The organism is Kineococcus endophyticus (assembly GCF_040796495.1).
Classification (GTDB): Bacteria; Actinomycetota; Actinomycetes; order Actinomycetales; family Kineococcaceae; genus Kineococcus; species Kineococcus endophyticus.
Window position 1 is genome coordinate 1 of the sequence record NZ_JBFNQN010000014.1, and the last position, 17,582, is coordinate 17,582.

14 protein-coding genes are annotated in these 17,582 nt (G+C 72.6%); 5 read left to right on the plus strand and 9 right to left on the minus strand.

The genetic code is table 11. The features are described 5' to 3' along the window. Positions 1-172 precede the first annotated feature (172 nt). The 4 genes from AB1207_RS18850 to AB1207_RS18865 are packed head-to-tail and all read right to left on the minus strand — an operon-like array spanning position 173 to position 4,551. The gene (locus AB1207_RS18850) at positions 173-1,435 is read right to left on the minus strand and encodes an ABC transporter ATP-binding protein (protein WP_367639955.1); all 1,263 of its coding nucleotides are present in this window, start codon (positions 1,433-1,435) and stop codon (positions 173-175) included. A gap of 22 nt (positions 1,436-1,457) precedes the next feature. After that, positions 1,458-2,291 carry a carbohydrate ABC transporter permease gene (locus AB1207_RS18855; RefSeq protein ID WP_367640111.1) on the minus strand — a complete coding sequence of 278 codons (834 nt, stop codon included), beginning with the start codon at positions 2,289-2,291 and terminating at the stop codon, positions 1,458-1,460. An 8-nt stretch (positions 2,292-2,299) separates the two neighbouring features. Further along, positions 2,300-3,241 carry a carbohydrate ABC transporter permease gene (locus tag AB1207_RS18860; RefSeq protein ID WP_367640113.1) on the minus strand — a complete coding sequence of 314 codons (942 nt, stop codon included), beginning with the start codon at positions 3,239-3,241 and terminating at the stop codon, positions 2,300-2,302. Positions 3,242-3,249: 8 nt separating this feature from the next. Continuing rightward, positions 3,250-4,551: an extracellular solute-binding protein gene (locus tag AB1207_RS18865; protein ID WP_367639956.1), complete on the minus strand. Its 1,302-nt coding sequence runs from the start codon at positions 4,549-4,551 to the stop codon at positions 3,250-3,252. Positions 4,552-4,723: 172 nt separating this feature from the next. Between AB1207_RS18865 and AB1207_RS18870 the strand changes: the two genes are divergently transcribed. Together AB1207_RS18870 and AB1207_RS18875 are read left to right on the plus strand one after the other, a co-directional pair. Beyond that, positions 4,724-6,148 carry a class II fumarate hydratase gene (locus AB1207_RS18870; RefSeq protein WP_367639957.1) on the plus strand — a complete coding sequence of 475 codons (1,425 nt, stop codon included), beginning with the start codon at positions 4,724-4,726 and terminating at the stop codon, positions 6,146-6,148. A gap of 35 nt (positions 6,149-6,183) precedes the next feature. Then, positions 6,184-7,782, plus strand: a complete 1,599-nt coding sequence (locus AB1207_RS18875) for a cation:proton antiporter (RefSeq protein WP_367639958.1) — start codon at positions 6,184-6,186, stop codon at positions 7,780-7,782. A 79-nt stretch (positions 7,783-7,861) separates the two neighbouring features. On the opposite strand, the gene rpsD is transcribed toward AB1207_RS18875, so the two are convergent. Beyond that, positions 7,862-8,470 carry a 30S ribosomal protein S4 gene (gene rpsD, locus AB1207_RS18880; protein WP_367639959.1) on the minus strand — a complete coding sequence of 203 codons (609 nt, stop codon included), beginning with the start codon at positions 8,468-8,470 and terminating at the stop codon, positions 7,862-7,864. 186 nt (positions 8,471-8,656) lie between these two features. Here rpsD and AB1207_RS18885 point away from each other — a divergent pair, with 186 nt between their 5' ends. Continuing rightward, positions 8,657-9,523 (plus strand): DUF2470 domain-containing protein, encoded by an 867-nt coding sequence (locus tag AB1207_RS18885; protein WP_367639960.1) that lies wholly within the window; start codon positions 8,657-8,659, stop codon positions 9,521-9,523. Positions 9,524-9,599: 76 nt separating this feature from the next. Here AB1207_RS18885 and AB1207_RS18890 read toward each other — a convergent pair whose 3' ends face one another. From AB1207_RS18890 to AB1207_RS18900, 3 genes are all read right to left on the minus strand, one after another. Further along, positions 9,600-10,307, minus strand: a complete 708-nt coding sequence (locus AB1207_RS18890; RefSeq protein ID WP_367639961.1) for an aggregation-promoting factor C-terminal-like domain-containing protein — start codon at positions 10,305-10,307, stop codon at positions 9,600-9,602. 417 nt (positions 10,308-10,724) lie between these two features. Continuing rightward, the gene (gene phoH2 / locus AB1207_RS18895; RefSeq protein WP_367640114.1) at positions 10,725-12,068 is read right to left on the minus strand and encodes an RNA 5'-3' helicase PhoH2; all 1,344 of its coding nucleotides are present in this window, start codon (positions 12,066-12,068) and stop codon (positions 10,725-10,727) included. Between the two features lie 363 nt (positions 12,069-12,431). Continuing rightward, the gene (locus AB1207_RS18900; RefSeq protein WP_367639962.1) at positions 12,432-13,193 is read right to left on the minus strand and encodes an isoprenyl transferase; all 762 of its coding nucleotides are present in this window, start codon (positions 13,191-13,193) and stop codon (positions 12,432-12,434) included. Positions 13,194-13,385: 192 nt separating this feature from the next. Here AB1207_RS18900 and AB1207_RS18905 point away from each other — a divergent pair, with 192 nt between their 5' ends. Both AB1207_RS18905 and trhA read left to right on the plus strand, forming a co-directional pair. Beyond that, entirely contained in the window at positions 13,386-14,717 is a 1,332-nt protein-coding gene (locus tag AB1207_RS18905; protein WP_367639963.1) for an extracellular solute-binding protein, read from the plus strand. Between the two features lie 85 nt (positions 14,718-14,802). Then, positions 14,803-15,504 carry a PAQR family membrane homeostasis protein TrhA gene (gene trhA / locus AB1207_RS18910; protein WP_367639964.1) on the plus strand — a complete coding sequence of 234 codons (702 nt, stop codon included), beginning with the start codon at positions 14,803-14,805 and terminating at the stop codon, positions 15,502-15,504. Between the two features lie 4 nt (positions 15,505-15,508). Here the strand turns inward: trhA and AB1207_RS18915 are convergent, their stop codons facing one another. After that, positions 15,509-17,557 carry a thioredoxin domain-containing protein gene (locus tag AB1207_RS18915; RefSeq protein ID WP_367639965.1) on the minus strand — a complete coding sequence of 683 codons (2,049 nt, stop codon included), beginning with the start codon at positions 17,555-17,557 and terminating at the stop codon, positions 15,509-15,511. Between the last annotated feature and the right edge of the window lie 25 nt (positions 17,558-17,582).

Genomic DNA, 17,582 nt, shown 5'->3' on the forward strand with positions numbered 1-17,582 from the left:
GACGTTCCCGCCGTTGCGGGCCAGGTCCCGCAAGAACTTCTTCTTCACCCTGACTGGATGCTGTCGTGGCACGGTCCTCGCAACTCCCCAATCTCAGGGTGTTGCGAGGACCGCTAGAACCGGCCCGGCCCGATGCGTCAACGAGACCCCCACCAGAGGCGGGAGCGGAAGGTCAGGAGGCGGCGTGGGCGGGCGTGCGGCCCGCGCTCCCCTGCGCCCGCTCGAGGGACCGCTTGCGCAGCGCCTCGGACTGCTCGCCGATCTTCTTCGCCTTGTCCTCGTCGCGCGTCAGGTTCACGCCCGTCGTGGGGTCGAAGACGTGCATCCGCTTCGGGTCGAACCACAGGGTCGCCCGGTCGCCGTCGCGCACACCGCTCATGGCGTCGAGCGTGACGACGAGCTGGGAGCGCAGGCTCTCCCCGTCGAGCTCGCGGTCGAGCTCGGCGAGCTGCTCCTTCGTCTCGTCGGCGGCCTCGAAGGGGATGTAGGCGTACAGCTCGTTGCCCAGCCACTCCGTGACGTCGACGTCCGCCTGGAACGTGGCGGCACCCTCGGGGGCCTCGGTGACCTCGGCGTCGTCGAAGTGCTCGGGCCGCACGCCGACGATGAGGAGCTTCCCCTCGTAGGACCCGTCGACCTGCTCCGGGCGCGGCACCTCGCCGAACGGCAGCTGCAGCGTCGTCCCCGAGACCCTCGCGGGCAGGAAGTTCATGGGCGGGGAGCCGATGAACCCGGCGACGAAGAGGTTGACGGGCTGTTCGTACAGCTCGCGCGGGCTCGCCACCTGCTGCAGGACGCCCTTGCGCAGGACGGCGACCCGGTCGCCGAGCGTCATGGCCTCGGTCTGGTCGTGCGTGACGTAGACCGTCGTCGTCGCCAGCGACCGCTGCATGCGCGCGATCTCGGTGCGCATCTGGCCGCGCAGCTTGGCGTCGAGGTTGGACAGCGGCTCGTCGAAGAGGAACGCCTTGGCGTCCCGGACGATCGCGCGGCCCATGGCCACGCGCTGGCGCTGCCCACCGGACAGGTTCGCCGGCTTGCGGTCGAGGTGCTCGTGCAGCTCGAGCATGTCGGCCGCGCGCTGGACGCGTTCGCGGATCTCGCTCTCGGGCACCTTGGAGTGGTTCAGCCGCAGCGGGAAGGCGATGTTCTCCCCCACCGTCAGGTGGGGGTAGAGCGCGTAGTTCTGGAACACCATCGCCAGGTCGCGGTCGCGGGGGGCGAGGTCGTTGACGCGCTTGCCGTCGATGAGCAGGTCGCCGTCGGTGATGTCCTCCAGCCCCACGATCATCCGCAGCAGCGTCGACTTCCCGCAGCCCGAGGGGCCGACGAGGATGACGAACTCGCCGTCGGCGATGTCCAGGCTGACGTCGTTCACGGCGGGGAAGCCGTCGCCGTACTTCTTGACGATGTTCTTGAGTTCGATGCGAGCCATGTCTGGTCAACCCTTTCCTGCGTCAGCCCTTGACCGCGCCGTTGGTGAGACCCGCGACGATGCGGCGCTGGAACACCAGCGCCAGGACCACGACGGGGATGGTGACGATGACGGCGGCGGCCGAGATGGCCCCCGTCGGCTGGACGAAGTAGCTGGACCCGGTGAAGCTCGACAGCGCCGCCGGCACCGGCTGCGCGGCCGACGTCGACGTCAGCGAGATGCCGAAGACGAAGTCGTTCCAGGCGATGAAGAACGCGATGATCGCGGTGGTGAACACCCCGGGCGCCGCCAGCGGGACGATGACCTTGCGGAACGCCTGCCAGCTGGTCGCGCCGTCCACCTGCGCGGCCTGCTCCATGTCCCAGGGGATGCCGCGGAAGAACGCCGACATCGTCCAGATGGAGATCGGGAGCGTGAGGGCCAGGTACGGGATGATGAGACCGGGGATCGTGTCGTACAGCCCGATCTGCCGCCACAGGTTGAACAGCGGCGTAACCATCGTGATGACGGGGAACACCGCCACCGCCAGGGCGCTGGTGAGGACCACCCGCTTGCCGGGGAAGTTCAGGCGCGCGATGGCGTACGCGGCGAACATCGACAGCACCACGGCGATGAGCGTCGCCACCAGGCAGGTGATGATCGAGTTCCGCAGGGCCGGCAGGAACAGGTCCGACCCGTTGCCCCGGAAGATCCCGTCGTAGTTCGCCCACGTCCACTGCGACGGGAAGAACTGCTTGTCCGACAGCGCCGCCTCGGACTTGAAGCTCATGGAGATGATGTAGGCGACCGGGACCACCGCGTACAGCACGATGACCAGGGCACCCACGTACCAGAGCACCTTCTCCTTGCGCGTCATCGCGCCCATCAGCCTTCACCCCTCGCTCGGGCCAGGTCGACCTTGAACACCTTGATCGCGATGAAGCAGATCAGCAGGACGCAGACGAACAGCAGGACCGACACGGCCGAGCCCAGCCCGATCTCGAGCCGGCTGATCGTCTGGTTGTAGGCCAGCGACGAGACGGTCTGGGTGTCCGCCGCGCCGTTGGTCATGATGTAGACGTTGTCGAAGATGCGGAAGGCGTCGAGGGCGCGGAACAGGAGCGCCACCATGATCGACGCCTTCATGTTCGGCAGCGTCACCTTCCACAACCGCTCCCACGCCGTGGCCCCGTCGACCTTGGCGGCCTCGGTCATGTCCGCAGGGACCTGCGCCAGACCGGCCAGCAGCAGCAGCGAGATGAACGGCGTCGTCTTCCAGATCTCCGAGAGGCAGATGACGAACAGCGCCGACCACTTGTTCGCGAACCAGTCGAAGTCGCCGAGCCCGAGCAGGCTGTTCATGAACCCCGTCGTCAGACCGAAGGCGTACTGCCAGGCGTAGGCCGAGACGACGGTGATGATGGCGTACGGGATGAGGATCGCGGTGCGGACGATGGGCCGCAGCCACCCGAGCACCTTGTGCATCACCATCGCGAGCGCGAACCCGATGACGAGCTCGACCGCGACCGTGACGACGGTGATGAGCGCGGTGTTCCCCAGCGCCCCCCACCACAGGCTGTCGGAGAGGATGACCCCGTAGTTCTTCAGCCCGATGAACTCGCGGTCCGCCGGCGCGGTGAGCCGGTAGCTGAACAGCGACTCGTAGAGGGCCTGCAGGATCGGGTACCCCGTGACGGCCACGAGGATGACGAACGCCGGACCCGCGAGGTACCAGCCCAGGCGCGCCTCGGCGCGCGCCTTGTCGGTCCCCCGCCGCTTGGCCGCCGGCCGGGAGACGGACACGTCCCCGGCCGAGCGCGTCTCCATCTGGGAACTCACAGCAGCTTCTCCCCTCGGAGGACCTCGGTGATGTACTCCTGGGAGGAGGCCGGGGTGTCCTGCGAGACCGACGAGACCGGCTGCCACCGGTCCGCGATCCCCTGGCTGACCTCGTTGTAGTACGCCGTCTGCGGACGGGGCGACGCCGCCTGCAGGGACGTCCGGATCGTGTCGTACATCGGGTAGGCCTCCTGCACCGTCGGGTCGTCGTACACCGACTCCAGCGCCGCCGGGTTCCCGTCGGAGACCATGTAGGCCGCCTGGTTCTGCTCGGAGACGATGCAGGACACGGCCTGGAAGGCCTGGTCCTGGTGCTCGCTGAACGCGCTGACCCCGATGTCGATCCCGCCGAGCGGCGGCTTCGACTCCGTGCCCGCCGTCATCTCGGGGTACGTCGTCCAGCCGTAGTCCTCGAAGATCGCCTTGTCCATCGTGCCCTCGTCGGCCGCGGACTTGCCCTGGGCGTAGACGAACGGCCAGTTCACCATGAACGCGGCGCCGCCCTGCTGGAAGAGGTTCGCGGTCGCGGCCTCGTCGCGGTTGTCGATGCCGGGCCCGCCCACCCCCGCGGCGGTGATGTCCTGCATCACCTTCGCAGCCGCCTTGCCGGCGTCGGAGTCGATGCCGAGGCGGATGTCCGGGCCCTTGGCGTCCGGGTTCTCGATGACCTTGCCGCCCGCGGAGGCGATCATCGCGTTGACCCACACCGTCATGGACTCGGCGCGCTGGCCCTGGACCCCGATCGCGGTGCCCTGGGCCTTGGCCGCCTCGATGATCTGCTCCCACGTCACCGGCTTGGTCATGTCCAGGCCCGCGGCCTGAGCGACCGACTTGCGGTACCAGAGCAGCTGCGTGTTGGCCCAGAACGGCGCCGCGACGAGTTCGTCCTTCCAGGTGGCACCCTGCACCGCCCCGTCGACGACACCGTCGGACCACTGCTGCTGCAGGTCCGCCGGCACCTTCGCCAGGAACCCCGCCTCGGACGTCTCCGGCACGAACACCGGGTCCAGGCTCATGAGGTCGATGGAGGAGTCGTTGCCCGCCAGTCGCCGCATGAGCTGCTCGCGCTGGGCGGCCGCGTCGCTGGGGAGGATGGACACGTTGATGTCGTAGGCGCCGTTCGAGGCAGCGCTGCACTGCTCCGCGATCTTCTGCTGACCGCCGTTGTCCGGGTTGATGTACCAGTTGAGCGTCGGGGTCCCCGACGCCGTGCTCGATCCGCCACACGCCGTGAGACCGCTCGCGAGCACCGTCGCGGCGCTCAGGATCCCCAGCCGGGTCCGCCATCGGCCAGCCACAGGCCCTCCCTCGACTCCGTCGTCCTTGCTCGTGACCTTGCTGTGGACCACAGCTACACCGGTCCTGCACAGCACGCACCCCGAGCGCGACCCGTTCGGCGGATCGTTGAGGGACCGTGATCCACACCACCGGGTGCCCACCGCGCGGCGGGCTGTTGGCAGGATGTGACCCATGGCCAGTGAAGCCCCCTCCCAGACCGGCGCGCCCAGCGAGGCGCAGTTCCGCATCGAGCACGACACGATGGGGGAGGTCAGGGTCCCGGCCGCCGCGAAGTACCGCGCGCAGACGCAGCGGGCCGTGGAGAACTTCCCGATCTCGGGCACCCCGCTGGAGCGCGCGCACATCGAGGCCCTCGCCCGCATCAAGAAGGCCGCCGCGCTGGCCAACGCCGAGCTCGGCGTCCTGGAGCGCGACCTCGCCCAGGCCGTCGCCGACGCCGCCGAGGAGGTGGCGACCGGCCGCTGGGACGGCGAGTTCCCCGTCGACATCTTCCAGACCGGCTCGGGAACCAGCTCGAACATGAACGCCAACGAGGTCATCGCCACGCTGGCCACCGAGCGCCTCGGCTCGGCCGTGCACCCCAACGACCACGTCAACGCCTCGCAGTCCTCCAACGACGTCTTCCCGACGTCGGTGCACGTGGCCGCGACCTCCGCGGTGGTCAACGACCTCGTCCCGGCCCTGACGCACCTGCGGGACGCGCTGCGGCGCAAGGCCACCGAGTGGGCCGACGTCGTGAAGTCCGGGCGCACCCACCTGATGGACGCCACCCCGGTGACCCTGGGCCAGGAGTTCGCCGGCTACGCCGCGCAGCTGACCCGCGGCATCGAGCGCGTCGAGGCCACCGTCGTCCGCGTCGCCGAGGTGCCGCTGGGCGGGACGGCCGTCGGCACGGGCATCAACACCCCGCCCGGGTTCCCCCAGCGCGTCATCGAACTGCTGGCCGCGGACACCGGCCTGCCGCTGACGGAGGCCGCCGACCACTTCGAGGCCCAGGGCGCCCGCGACGCGCTCGTCGAACTGTCCGGCGCCCTCAAGGTCGTCGCCGTGAGCCTGACGAAGATCTGCAACGACCTGCGCTGGATGGGGTCCGGCCCCCGCACGGGCCTGGGCGAGCTGCGGCTGCCGGACCTGCAGCCGGGGTCCTCGATCATGCCCGGCAAGGTCAACCCGGTCGTCCCCGAGGCGGTCCTCATGGTCGCCGCGCAGGTCGTCGGCAACGACGCCACCGTGGCGTGGGCCGGCGCCAGCGGGTCCTTCGAGCTCAACGTCCAGATCCCCGTGATGGCCCGCAACGTGCTGGAGTCGGCGCGGCTGCTCGGGAACGCCTCCCGGCTCCTGGCCGACCGGACGGTCGACGGCCTCGAGGCCGACGTCGAGGCGTGCCGCCGCTTCGCCGAGTCCTCCCCCTCGATCGTGACCCCGCTGAACCGCGTCATCGGCTACGAGGCGGCGGCCAAGGTGGCCAAGCACGCCGTCGCGACCGGCTCGACGGTGCGTGAGGCCGTCGTCGACCTCGGCTTCGTCGAGCGCGGCGAGGTGAGCGAGGAGCAGCTCGACAAGGCCCTGGACGTCATGTCGATGACGCACCCCTGACCCACCGCTGAGGACCGGCGGACGAGACTGGCCCGGTGTTCGCCCAGCTCCTCGTCGTCGTGTTCGCCGCCCTCGCCCTGACGATCGTCGCCTCCCGGCGCGGCTGGCAGCCCCCGCTGCTGCTGGCCGTCGCCGGGGCGGCCGTCTCGTTCGTCCCCGGCGTCCCGCGGGTGATGCTGTCGCCGGAGGTCATCCTCTCCGTCGTCCTGCCCCCGCTGCTGTTCTCCACGACGCAGGACTTCTCCCTCAGCGGGTTCGTCCGCCGCTGGCGCTCCATCACCAACCTCGGGGTCGTCCTCGTCGTGGTCACGACGGCCGTCGTGGGGCTCGTCGCGAGCCTGGCCGTCCCCTGGATCACGCTGTCGATGGCGCTGGTGCTGGCGGCCGTCGTCTCCCCCCCGGACGCCGTGACGGCCGTCGCCATCGGGGGCCGGCTCGGACTGCCCACCCGCGTCCTGAACACCCTGAAGGGCGAGAGCCTCGTCAACGACGCCGCCGCCCTGACGCTGTTCTCGGTCACCGTCGCCTCGGCGACCCACTCCGCCGGCGACCACCACCTGCCGTCCAACCCCGTGCTGTTCTTCCTCGCGACGTCCGCCATCGGCGTCGCGACGGGGTTCGCGCTGGGGCACGTCGCGGCCTGGGTCCGCGCCCGGCTGACCGAGGCCTCGCTCATGACGGCCTTCGCGGTCCTGCTCCCCTTCGCCGCCTACGGCCTCGCCGAGGTCGTGGAGGGGTCCGGGGTGCTCGCCGTCGTGACGGCCGGCTTCGTCCTGTCCCGGCACTCCCTGGCCGCGCTGTACGCGACGCGCATGTCGGAGCGGGAGTTCTGGAACATCCTCGACGTCCTGCTCGAGGCCTTCGTCTTCGCCTACCTCGGGCTGCAGTTCCACTTCCTGCTCGCCGACGCCGTCACCGACGGCGCCCGGGCGGTCGAACTCCTCGTCGCGGGGGTTGTCGTGCTGGCGGCCGTCGTCCTGGTGCGCCTCGTGTGGATCGTCGCCGGCGGGTTCGTCATGCGGAACCTGTTGCACGGCAGGTTCTCCCCAGGCGGCCGGCACTTCACCCCGGCCGAGGACGTCGTGCTGGCCTGGACCGGGATGCGGGGCGTCGTGACGCTCGCCGCCGCGGCCGGTCTGCCCGAGGACTTCCCCCACCGCGCCGACCTGCAGGTCCTCGCCTTCGTCGTGGCGGTGGGCACGCTGCTGCTGCAGGGCTCGACGCTGCCCGCCCTCATCCGGCACCTCGACCTCGACACCACCCGCGAGCGGGCCTGGCGCGACGCCGAGCACCACAAGGCGCAGCGCATCGTGCGCGACAGCATGGTCGAGGTCCTGCGGACGGCGCGCGAGGAGACGACCGACGAGACCGAACGTCAGTGGGTCGACACCGTCCTGGCGCGCGCCGACCGCAGCGCGCAGGACCGGGCCGCGGACGCCGAGGAGGTCGAGGGCCGCACGAGCCGCGCCCGGCGCGCCGTGGAGCTGCGCCGGGCCGTCCTCGTCGCGCAGCGGCAGGCCCTCGTGGCGGCCGAGGAGTCCGGCGACCTCGACGAGGACGCCGTCCGGGAGGTCCTGGAGCAGCTCGACCTCGACGAGGCCTCGCTCGTGCACCGCGGCTCCTCCCGCCTGTGAGGGGGCGGGAACGGCACAGGGCGCCGGCCCCCTCGCGGGGACCGGCGCCCTGTGGCGTCGATCGGGTGGTGCGGCAAGCTCAGCGCGAGTAGTACTCGACGACGAGCTGCTCGTCGCAGGTCACGGGGATCTGCTCGCGGACCGGGAGGGCGTTCACCGTGGCGGTGAGGTCCTCGCGCTCGACGGACAGCCAGCCCGGGATCTCGTTGTCGCTCCAGCCGCCCTCACGGGCGACGATGAACGGCGTCTTGGCCTTGGAGCGAGGGGCGACCTCGACGACCTGGCCGGGGACGACGCGGAACGACGGACGGTCGACGCGACGGCCGTCGACGACGATGTGGCGGTGCACGACCATCTGGCGGGCCTGGTAGATGGTCCGCGCGAAGCCGGCACGCCACACGACGGCGTCCAGACGCGTCTCGAGCAGCTGCACCAGGTTCTGACCCGTCTTGCCCGGCTTGCGCTTGGCGAGGTCGTACGCACGACGCAGCTGGGTCTCGCTGACGTCGTACTGGTAGCGCAGACGCTGCTTCTCGCGCAGCTGCGTCGCGTAGTCCGACGCCTTCTTCTGCTTGCGGCCGTGCATCCCCGGGGGGTACGGACGGCGGTCCATGAAGCGGGCGGCCTTCGGCGTGAGGGCCACCCCGAGCGCGCGGCTGATGCGCACCTTGGGTCGGGCGTTGTTCATTCCACTCTCCTGATCGTAAGGTGAGCCTAGCCAAAGTCGGGGTGGACCCGACTGGCCAGGACGATCGCGCACCGAGGAGGCACTGTGAACCACCGGATCCAGGGGATCGACCGGGCCACGGCACCCGACCCCCGACGTTCGGGGGCTCCGGAGCGCACCGAGTCCAAGCCTACGGCCTCCGAGGCGGTGCCTCCGACCACGCAGCCGCCCGCTCCCCGGCGCCCCACCCCGGCGCAGTGGGGTCGCACGCTCGCCGTCGGCACCGTCGCCGGCACGCTCCACCTGCCGCGGGAGGCGCACTCCTGCGGGCACCTCGACCCGTTCGCCCCCGCCCCCACCGCCCGCCGCGGCGCCGAACCGCGGACGCAGCCCTACGCCGTGCAGCACCTCACCGACGCCTGGGGCGGCCTGCTGCTGCTCGTCGACGACGACTCGGCCCTGCACGCGCACCTGCGCGTCCTGGCGGCCGACGCGCGGTGGACCGGTGTCCCGGTGGTCCTCGACGTCCTCGACGTGCCCCCGGGCCAGGCGGCCCTGCCGCGCGCCCGGCTCAGCGTGACCGGGTGGGTCGAGTCGATCCTGCCCGCCGACCAGCGCCGGGTCGCCCAGACCGCGGCGGCCGTCCGTCCGCTGGGGGCGCTCCTGGACGTCGGCAGCACCCGCTCGGTGTGGCGGCTCGAGGTCGCCGACGTGCGCGTCACGACCGCCGACGGGGTGCACCTGGTTCCCGAGGAGGAGTTCACCGCCGCCGCCCCCGACCCGCTGTACGACGACGAGGACGGCCTCGTCGCGCACCTGGAGGCCAACCACCGCGACGCCCTCGTCGGCTGGGTCCTGGACACCCTGCCCGCCGAGGACGCCCAGCGGACGCGGGAGGTCGCCGTCGTCGGCGCCGACCGCCACGGCCTCGACGTGCTCGTGACCGTGGGCTCGGGCACGACGACGCTGCGGGCGTCGTTCGCCGAGCCGGTGCGCGCGCCGCGCGACGTCGTCCGCGCGCTGTGCGGGGTGTTCGGGTGCCCCTGCCGCGCAACGGGTCCCGAGGGCCACTAGCCGTACTGCCCAGGAACGCAGGATAGCGCTTGACCCCTTCGGGGTCACGCGCTCTCGTGCGTCAGGCGGGGGGTGCTCAGTACCAGTTGCTCGCCTTGGAGTGCGACCAGGCGCTGCACGGGCTGCCGTAGCGGCTCTCGATGTAGTTCAGGCCCCACGTGATCTGGGTGACGGGGTTGGTCTCCCAGTCGGCCCCGACGGAGCTCATCTTGCTGCCGGGCAGGGCCTGCGGGATGCCGTAGGCGCTGGAGCTGGGGTTGTCGGCCGTGTAGTCCCAGCCGCTCTCCTTGGTCCACAGCGAGTCCAGGCAGGAGAACTGCGCGTCGTTCCAGCCGCGGTCGGCGACCATCATCCGGGCGATGCCCCGGGGGTCGCGCTGGGCGTTGCGGGTGGCCTCGGCGGCGGCCTGCTGGCGGGCCTCCTCGGCGAGCCGGGCGGCTTCAGCCGCGGCAGCGGCCTCCGCGGCGGCCTTCTCGGCGGCCACGCGCTGGTCGGCGACGGCGCGCACGCCGACCTGGTCGAACCAGGCGGCCGACGACGTCAGCTGGCGGTCCGCCTGCGCGGCCTGCAGGAGCCGGTCGGGGACGGCGGCCTCGGCCTCGGGGGCCGGGCCCGACGTGAGGGCGGCGCCGGCCAGGACGGACGCCGAGACGGCGACGACGGCCGGTGCGGCCAGACGGGCCGCGAGGCGGCCGCGCGTGCGCCGGGGGCGCCGAGGCTGCTCGGGGGTCTGCGGGGTGCTGGTCTGCTCGTCCGTGAGCGCGTTGGTGCGGTGGGGCGGCAAGCCGGGCCTTCCGACGTTCTCCCGGCCCACGCCCGGTCGAGCTCGACCACCTGCCGGCAGGGCCGCGGCGCTCCGGGGAGCGCCGCCGTGGGACCCGGACGACCCGTCGGCCACGTCGTGCGGCCGGTCGGTCGACGTCTCCGGAGCGGTGGCTCGCGGCGACGGCCAACAGGTGCTGTCAGGAGGGCACGCTGCCTCGACGGGCCGTGCCTGGGCAAACGCCCAGAGCCCGTTTCGTCACGGTGAGGTCACGAACTGGCGACGTTCTGTCGACTTTTGTGGAACATCTCACACCACGAGGTGGTCTCGACGGTGTTTCGACGCACCCGAGGGCGGCCCGGTTCCGGGTCAGGGGCCGGAACCTCCGCCGACCCCGACCCGGAACCCACCTGTCCCAGCCGTCCCAGGCGCCCCGGCTCAGGCGCCGAAGTCCGCCAGCAGTTCGGTGACGAGCGCCGCGACCGGCGAGCGCTCGGACCGCGTGAGCGTGACGTGGGCGAACAGCGGGTGCCCCTTGAGCGCCTCGACGACCGCCGCGACACCGTCGTGCCGGCCCACCCGCAGGTTGTCGCGCTGGGCCACGTCGTGCGTCAGGACGACCTTGGACCCCTGCCCGATGCGCGACAGGACCGTCAGCAGGACGTTGCGCTCCAGCGACTGCGCCTCGTCGACGACGACGTAGGAGTCGTGCAGCGACCGGCCGCGGATGTGCGTCAGGGGCAGGACCTCGAGCATCCCCCGGGCGAAGACCTCCTCGACCACGCGCGGGTCGACGACGGCCTCGAGGGTGTCGAAGACGGCCTGGCCCCAGGGCCCCATCTTCTCGGCCTCCGTCCCCGGCAGGTACCCGAGGTCCTGACCGCCGACGGCGTACAGGGGCCGGAACACGACGATCTTGCGGTGCTCGCGGCGTTCCATGACCGCCTCGAGGCCCGCGGCGAGCGCGAGCGCCGACTTCCCCGTCCCCGCGCGGCCCCCGAGGGAGACGATGCTGACGGTCGAGTCGAGCAGGGCGTCCAGGGCGATGCGCTGCTCGGCCGAGCGGCCCCGGACACCGAAGGCCTCGCGGTCGCCCTTGATGACGCGCAGCGTCTTGTCCGCGCTCGTGCGGCCGAGCGCGTGACCGCGCGGGGACGACAGCACGACGCCCGTGTTCACGGGCAGGTCGCGCAGCTCGGCCGTCTCCAGCGTGCCGGTGTCGTAGAGAGTCGCGACGTCCTCGGCCGTCGCGGTGAGCTCCACGACGCCCGTCCAGCCGGAGTCGGGGGCCAGCTCGGCGCGGTACTCGTCGGCCGTCAGCCCGATGGCCGACGCCTTGACGCGCAGCGGGACGTCCTTGGAGACGACGGTGACGCGGTGCCCCTCCGCGGCCAGGTTCGCGGCGACGGCGAGGATCCGGGTGTCGCCGGCGGTGGCCAGCGGTCCGGAGCGCAGCGAGGACGGCAGCCCGGCGGTGTCGGAGTGGTTCAGCTCCACCCGCAGGGTCCCGCCGGTCTCCCCGATGGGCATCGGGGCGTCGAGGCGGCCGTGCTCGACGCGCAGGTCGTCGAGCCGGCGCAGGGCCTCGCGGGCGAAGTACCCGAGCTCGGGGTGGTGGCGCTTGCCCTCGAGCTCGCTGACGACGACGAGCGGCAGGACGACGTCGTGCTCGGCGAAGCGGAAGAGCGCGCCGGGGTCGGACAGGAGGACGGAGGTGTCCAGGACGAAGGTCTGGCGGTCGGGATCGGGCTGCAACGCGCCCGCGCGGGCGGGGGTCGGCACGGAGCTGGTCTGGGAACTGGCCTGCGAACTGGCCTGCGAACTGGCCTGCGAACTGGCGATGTCGACCACGAACGTCTCCCGTTCTCGGGAGCCCGGGACGCGTCCGCGCCCGGACCCCCCTCAGCGGTGGACCGGGACCTCAGGTCGCGGTGCACGGGCGACCCGGGACCGGGCCTCCCCGCTGCGCTGGACAGCTCGCACGGCGACCTCCCGAGCGGGGGGCGGACGCTCCCCGTCTGAGGACGACGCTAGCCGCCGCGAGGCCCGCGCACGGGACGAACACGCACTGCCGTCTGACGAACGGGTGACGTCTGGGTGACGCGCTCCCCCGCCCTCACCCTCCGCGCCCGGCGCGGGCGGGGGTCACGCGCCGTAGCGGCGCTCGCGGGCGGCGTAGGAGCGCAGCGCCCGCAGGAAGTCGACCTTGCGGAAGTCGGGCCACAGCACCTCGGTGAAGAAGAACTCCGAGTGCGCGGTCTGCCACAGCAGGAACCCCGACAGCCGCTGCTCCCCCGACGTCCGGATGACGAGGTCCGGGTCGGGCTGGCCCTTGGTGTAGAGGTGCGCGGCGATGTGCTCGACGTCGAGCACCTCCGCCAGCTCCTCCAGCGACGTGCCGCGCTGGGCGTGCTCGAGCAGCAGCGACCGGACGGCCGCGGCGATCTCCTGACGGCCGCCGTAGCCGATGGCGACGTTGACGACGCCCGTGGTGATCCCGGCCGTCTGCTCGGCCAGTGCGCGCAGGCGTCCGGCGGTCGGTTCGGGCAGCAGGTCCAGGGCCCCGACGGGGTGCACCTTCCACCGGCCCGTCGCGGCCACCCGGGCCACGGCGTCCTGGACGATGGCGATGAGGGGTTCGAGCTCGTCCGCGGGGCGGCTGAGGTTGTCCGTGGACAGCAGGTAGAGGGTGACGACCTCGATGCCCTCGTCGGCGCACCAGCCCATGACCTCGAGGACCTTGTCCGCGCCGGCGCGGTGGCCGTGCGAGCTCGAGGCACCGAACGCCTTGGCCCAGCGGCGGTTGCCGTCGAGGATGATCCCCACGTGGCGGGGCAGCACGTCCGGGTCCAGCGACCGTTCCAGCCGCCGCCCGTACGCGCCGTAGAGGAGATCGCGGAGGCCCATCGGCGCTCACCGTATACCCGCCCCGCACGGGCTCCCCCGGGGCTCGCGACACACTCGGCCGAACGTGCGCCAGACATCCTTGACCGGGTCCCGAGTTCTTCGTACGTTCAGGCCACCGACGACGTCGTCGGTGGTCCCGGCACCGTCCGGGGTCCGACCGCCGCGACGGAGCGGCCCGCCCAGGAGGTCCTCGTGCCCGCCACCGCCCAGCCGTCCCGCCGTTCCCTGCTCGCCCTCGCCCTGTCCGCGCCGCTGGCCGGCACCGTGCTCGCGGCGTGCGGCGACTCCGGCCCGGCCGGCAGCTCCGGCAGCGGGGCGTCGATCTGGATCCTCACCGGTCAGCCCGGCGAGGGGATCCGCACCGACAGCGTGAACGCGTTCAACGAGGCGAACTCCGACTCCGAACTCGCTCTGTCGAGCTTCCAGAACGACGCGTTCAAGGCCAAGATCCGCACCGCGATCGGCGCCGACCAGAGCCCGACGATCATCTGGACCTGGGGCGGCGGGGGCCTGCGGGACTACGTGGGGAACGGGCAGGTCGAGGACCTCACGTCGTTCTTCTCCGAGAACGCGGCGTTGAAGGAGAAGCTGTTCACCAGCGCCTTCGGCGCGGCGACGGTGGACGACAAGGTCTACGCGGTCCCCTGCGAGAACGTCTCCCCGATCGTCATGTTCTACAACAAGCGGGTCTTCGAGAAGGTCGGGGCGCAGATCCCCACGACGTGGGAGGAGGTCATGGCCCTCGTCCCGCGGTTCAACGCGGCCGGGGTCGCGCCGTTCTCCCTCGGCGGGCAGTCCCGGTGGACCAACATGATGTGGCTGGAGTTCCTGTACGACCGCATCGGTGGGGCCGAGCTGTTCCAGTCGATCTACGCCGGGACCCCCGACGCCTGGTCGCACCCGGACTCGATCGCCGCCCTGACGGCGGTGCAGGACCTGGTGCGCGCCAACGGGTTCATCACCGGGTTCGCGTCGGTGACGGCCGACTCCAACGCCGACCAGGCCCTGCTCTACAGCGACAAGGCCGCCATGATGCTGCACGGCGCCTGGACGTACGGGGCCATGAAGAGCGACGGCGGCGACTTCGTCACGGGAGGGCACCTGGCCTGGTCGACGTTCCCGACCGTCGCCGGCGGCAAGGGCGACCCGACCGACACCGTCGGCAACCCCTCCTCCTACTACGCGCTGTCCTCCACGGCGAGCGACGAGGCGAAGGCGGCGGCCAAGAAGTACTTCGCCGAGGGGCTCGTCACGGACGCCACGACGAAGGCGTGGGTCGAGTCCGGGTCGGTTCCGATCGTCAACGGGTCGGACAGCATGTTCGCGGGATCCGAGGACGAGGAGTGGCTGCAGTTCGTCTACGACACGGCCTCCGGCGCGGCGTCCTTCCAGCAGTCGTGGGACCAGGCGCTGTCCCCCACCCAGGCCGAGACGCTGCTCGACAACATCGCCAAGCTGTTCGGCCTGTCCATCACGCCGGAGGAGTTCGCGACGGCCATGAACGCCTCGATCACCCCGGCCTGAGGCGCCCACCCGGGGCCGGGGTACCACCGGCGGGTGGTACCCCGGTAGCTCCCGGCCGCCGGGTCGCCCCGGTTACCGTCGGGACATGACGGCCGAGCACCCCCACGACGCCTCCCGCTCCCTGGCCCCGTCGCTGGCGGACGCGGGCGCGCACCTGAAGCCGAAGCTGCGCGGGTGGTTGCACGCCGGGACGTTCCCCGCCGCGCTGGCGGCGGGCGCGGTCCTGGTGGCGCTGTCCCCCACGACGGCGACCCGGATCGCGGCCGTCGTCTTCGCCGTCACGGCGGCCGCCCTCTTCGGCACGAGCGCGCTGTACCACCGCGGCACGTGGACCCCGTCCCAGGCCGCGGTGCTGCGGCGCCTGGACCACAGCAACATCTTCCTCATCATCGCCGGGACGTACACGCCGCTGGCGGTCACGACGCTGCCGGGCGACCGGGCGCGGTTCCTGCTGACGCTCGTGTGGGCCGGCGCCCTCGCCGGGGTGGCGTTCCGCGTGTTCTGGATCGGCGCCCCGCGCTGGCTCTACACCCCCGTCTACGTCGCCCTCGGCTGGGTCGCGGTGGGCTACCTGCCGGCGTTCGCCCGGGGCGGCGGGACGGCCGTCGCGGTGCTCGTCGCGGCGGGCGGGCTCGCGTACTCGCTGGGCGCGGTCGCCTACGGCACGAAACGCCCCAACCCCAGCCCCCGCTGGTTCGGGTTCCACGAGGTCTTCCACGCCTTCACCGTGCTCGGGTTCGCGGCGCACGTGGCCGCCGTCCTGGTGGCCACCGTCCACCTGCGCTGACGCCTCACCCCCGCGCACCCACCTGCCGGGCGAGGTCGGCCGGGTCCGTCGTCGGGGCCTGGCACACCTGCCCGCGGCACACGTAGGCCGCGGCCCGACCGTCGACGAGCCCGCGGTGGGCCAGGAGCTCGGGCACGGTCGTGCCCGGGGTGCCGCGGGTCACGACGAGCCCCGGCGCGGTGCCCGCGAGCGCCGTGCGGTGCAGCGCAGCCGTTCCCGCGTCCCCGGCGGCGCCGACCACGGCGACCTCCCGGGGGCCGTCGACGAACGCCTCGGCCACCGCCAGCCCCCACCCCGCGAAGCGGGGGGCCGCCTCGGCCACCGCACCGAACACCGACAGCGCCCGCTCCGCCGCCTCCCGGAACCCCGCGTCGCCCGTCAGCGCGGCGAGCGAGAGCAGCGCCCCCGCGGCGGCGGACGTGCCCGACGGCGTCGCCCCGTCGGAGGGGTCCGAGGGCGACCCGGCGCCCGCGCGGGCGGCCGACAGGGCGGGGTCGACGTCCGCGACGTCGACGAGGCCGTCCGCCGTGGTGAAGCGCTCGCGGACCTCCCGACCGAGCTCGGCCGCCACCGTGGACCAGCGCTCCTCCCCCGTCGCGGCGTGCAGGGCCAGCAGACCCTCGGCGAGGTCGGCGAGGTCCTCCAGCACGGCCGCGGGTGCACCCACCACCCCGTCGCGCGAGACCCGCCGCCAGCGCCCGTCCACACGGTGCACGTCGAGCAGGAACGACGCCGCCTCCCGCGCCGCGAGCAGCAGGTCGGGGCGGGCCAGCAGCGCGCCGGCCTCGGCGAGCGCGGCGACGGCGAGCCCGTTCCAGGCCAGGACGACCTTGTCGTCCCGGGCCGGCTGCGGCCGGTCGGCGCGGGCGGCGGCCAGGCGCTCCCGGACCCGCTCCCAGCGCTCGCGCTCCGGACCGGGGTCGCGCGTCAGCCGCGCCGTCGACGTGCCGTGCTCGAACGTCCCCGCGTCGGTGACGCCCAGCAGGTCCACCGCCCACGGCCCGTCGTCGATCCCGAGGACCTCCACGAGGTCGCCGGGCGTCCACACGTACGTCGCGCCCTCGACCGCGTGCGGGGTGCCGTCGGCGTCCGGGACCGGGGTGTCGGCGTCGAGGGAGGCCGCGAACGCGCCCTGCGGCGTCCGCAGGTCCCGCAGCAGGAACTCGCACGTGAGCTCGGCGACCCGGCGGTGCTCGGCGTTCCCGGTGGCGCGGAAGGAGTGCAGGTAGACGCGGGCCAGCAACGCGTTGTCGTACAGCATCTTCTCGAAGTGCGGGACGACCCAGCCCGCGTCGACCGCGTACCGCGCGAACCCCCCGCCGACCTGGTCGGCCGTGCCGCTGCGGGCCATCGCCGTCAGGGTCCGGTCCACCAGCCCCGCCGCCTGCTCCGACCCCGTCCGCGCGGCGTGCCGCAGGAGGAACTCGCACACCATCGACGGCGGGAACTTCGGGGCGCCCCCGAACCCGCCGTGGACGGTGTCCTCCTCGGCCGCGAGCGCCGCGACGGCCGCGTCCAGCGCGGCCGCGTCGGGGACGTTCCCGGCGGGCGGGGCCATCGCGCCCAGGGCCGCCGCGATGCGCCCGGAACTGGCCAGCACCTCCTCGCGCCGCTCGCGCCACGCGTCGCCGACCGCGGCCAGCACCTGCCGGAACGAGGGCAGCTGCGGGTGCGGTCGGTCCGGGAAGTACGTGCCGGCGAAGAACACCGCGCCGTCGGGCGTGCAGAACGTCGTCATGGGCCAGCCACCCTGACCCGTCATGGCCGTCGTCGCGGCCATGTGCACGGCGTCGACGTCCGGCCGTTCCTCGCGGTCGACCTTCACGCAGACGAACCCGGCGTTCATCTCCGCCGCCGTCGTCGGGTCCTCGAACGACTCGTGCGCCATGACGTGGCACCAGTGGCAGGCGGCGTACCCCGTCGAGACCAGCACGGGCACGTCGCGCCGGCGTGCCTCGGCGAACGCCTCCGGACCCCACTCGAACCAGTCGACGGGGTTGTCGGCGTGCTGCAGCAGGTACGGGCTGGTGGACCGGGCGAGTCGGTTCGGCACGTCGTCACCGTGCCACGGACCTCCG

Bases quoted from the DNA above. Each gene is read 5' to 3' on its own strand.
- AB1207_RS18850 (WP_367639955.1), bottom strand. From the start codon at position 1,435: ATGGCTCGCATCGAACTCAAGAACATCGTCAAGAAGTACGGCGACGGC.
- AB1207_RS18855 (WP_367640111.1), bottom strand. From the start codon at position 2,291: ATGACGCGCAAGGAGAAGGTGCTCTGGTACGTGGGTGCCCTGGTCATC.
- AB1207_RS18860 (WP_367640113.1), bottom strand. From the start codon at position 3,241: ATGGAGACGCGCTCGGCCGGGGACGTGTCCGTCTCCCGGCCGGCGGCC.
- AB1207_RS18870 (WP_367639957.1), top strand. From the start codon at position 4,724: ATGGCCAGTGAAGCCCCCTCCCAGACCGGCGCGCCCAGCGAGGCGCAG.
- rpsD (WP_367639959.1), bottom strand. From the start codon at position 8,470: ATGAACAACGCCCGACCCAAGGTGCGCATCAGCCGCGCGCTCGGGGTG.
- AB1207_RS18900 (WP_367639962.1), bottom strand. From the start codon at position 13,193: ATGGGCCTCCGCGATCTCCTCTACGGCGCGTACGGGCGGCGGCTGGAA.
- trhA (WP_367639964.1), top strand. From the start codon at position 14,803: ATGACGGCCGAGCACCCCCACGACGCCTCCCGCTCCCTGGCCCCGTCG.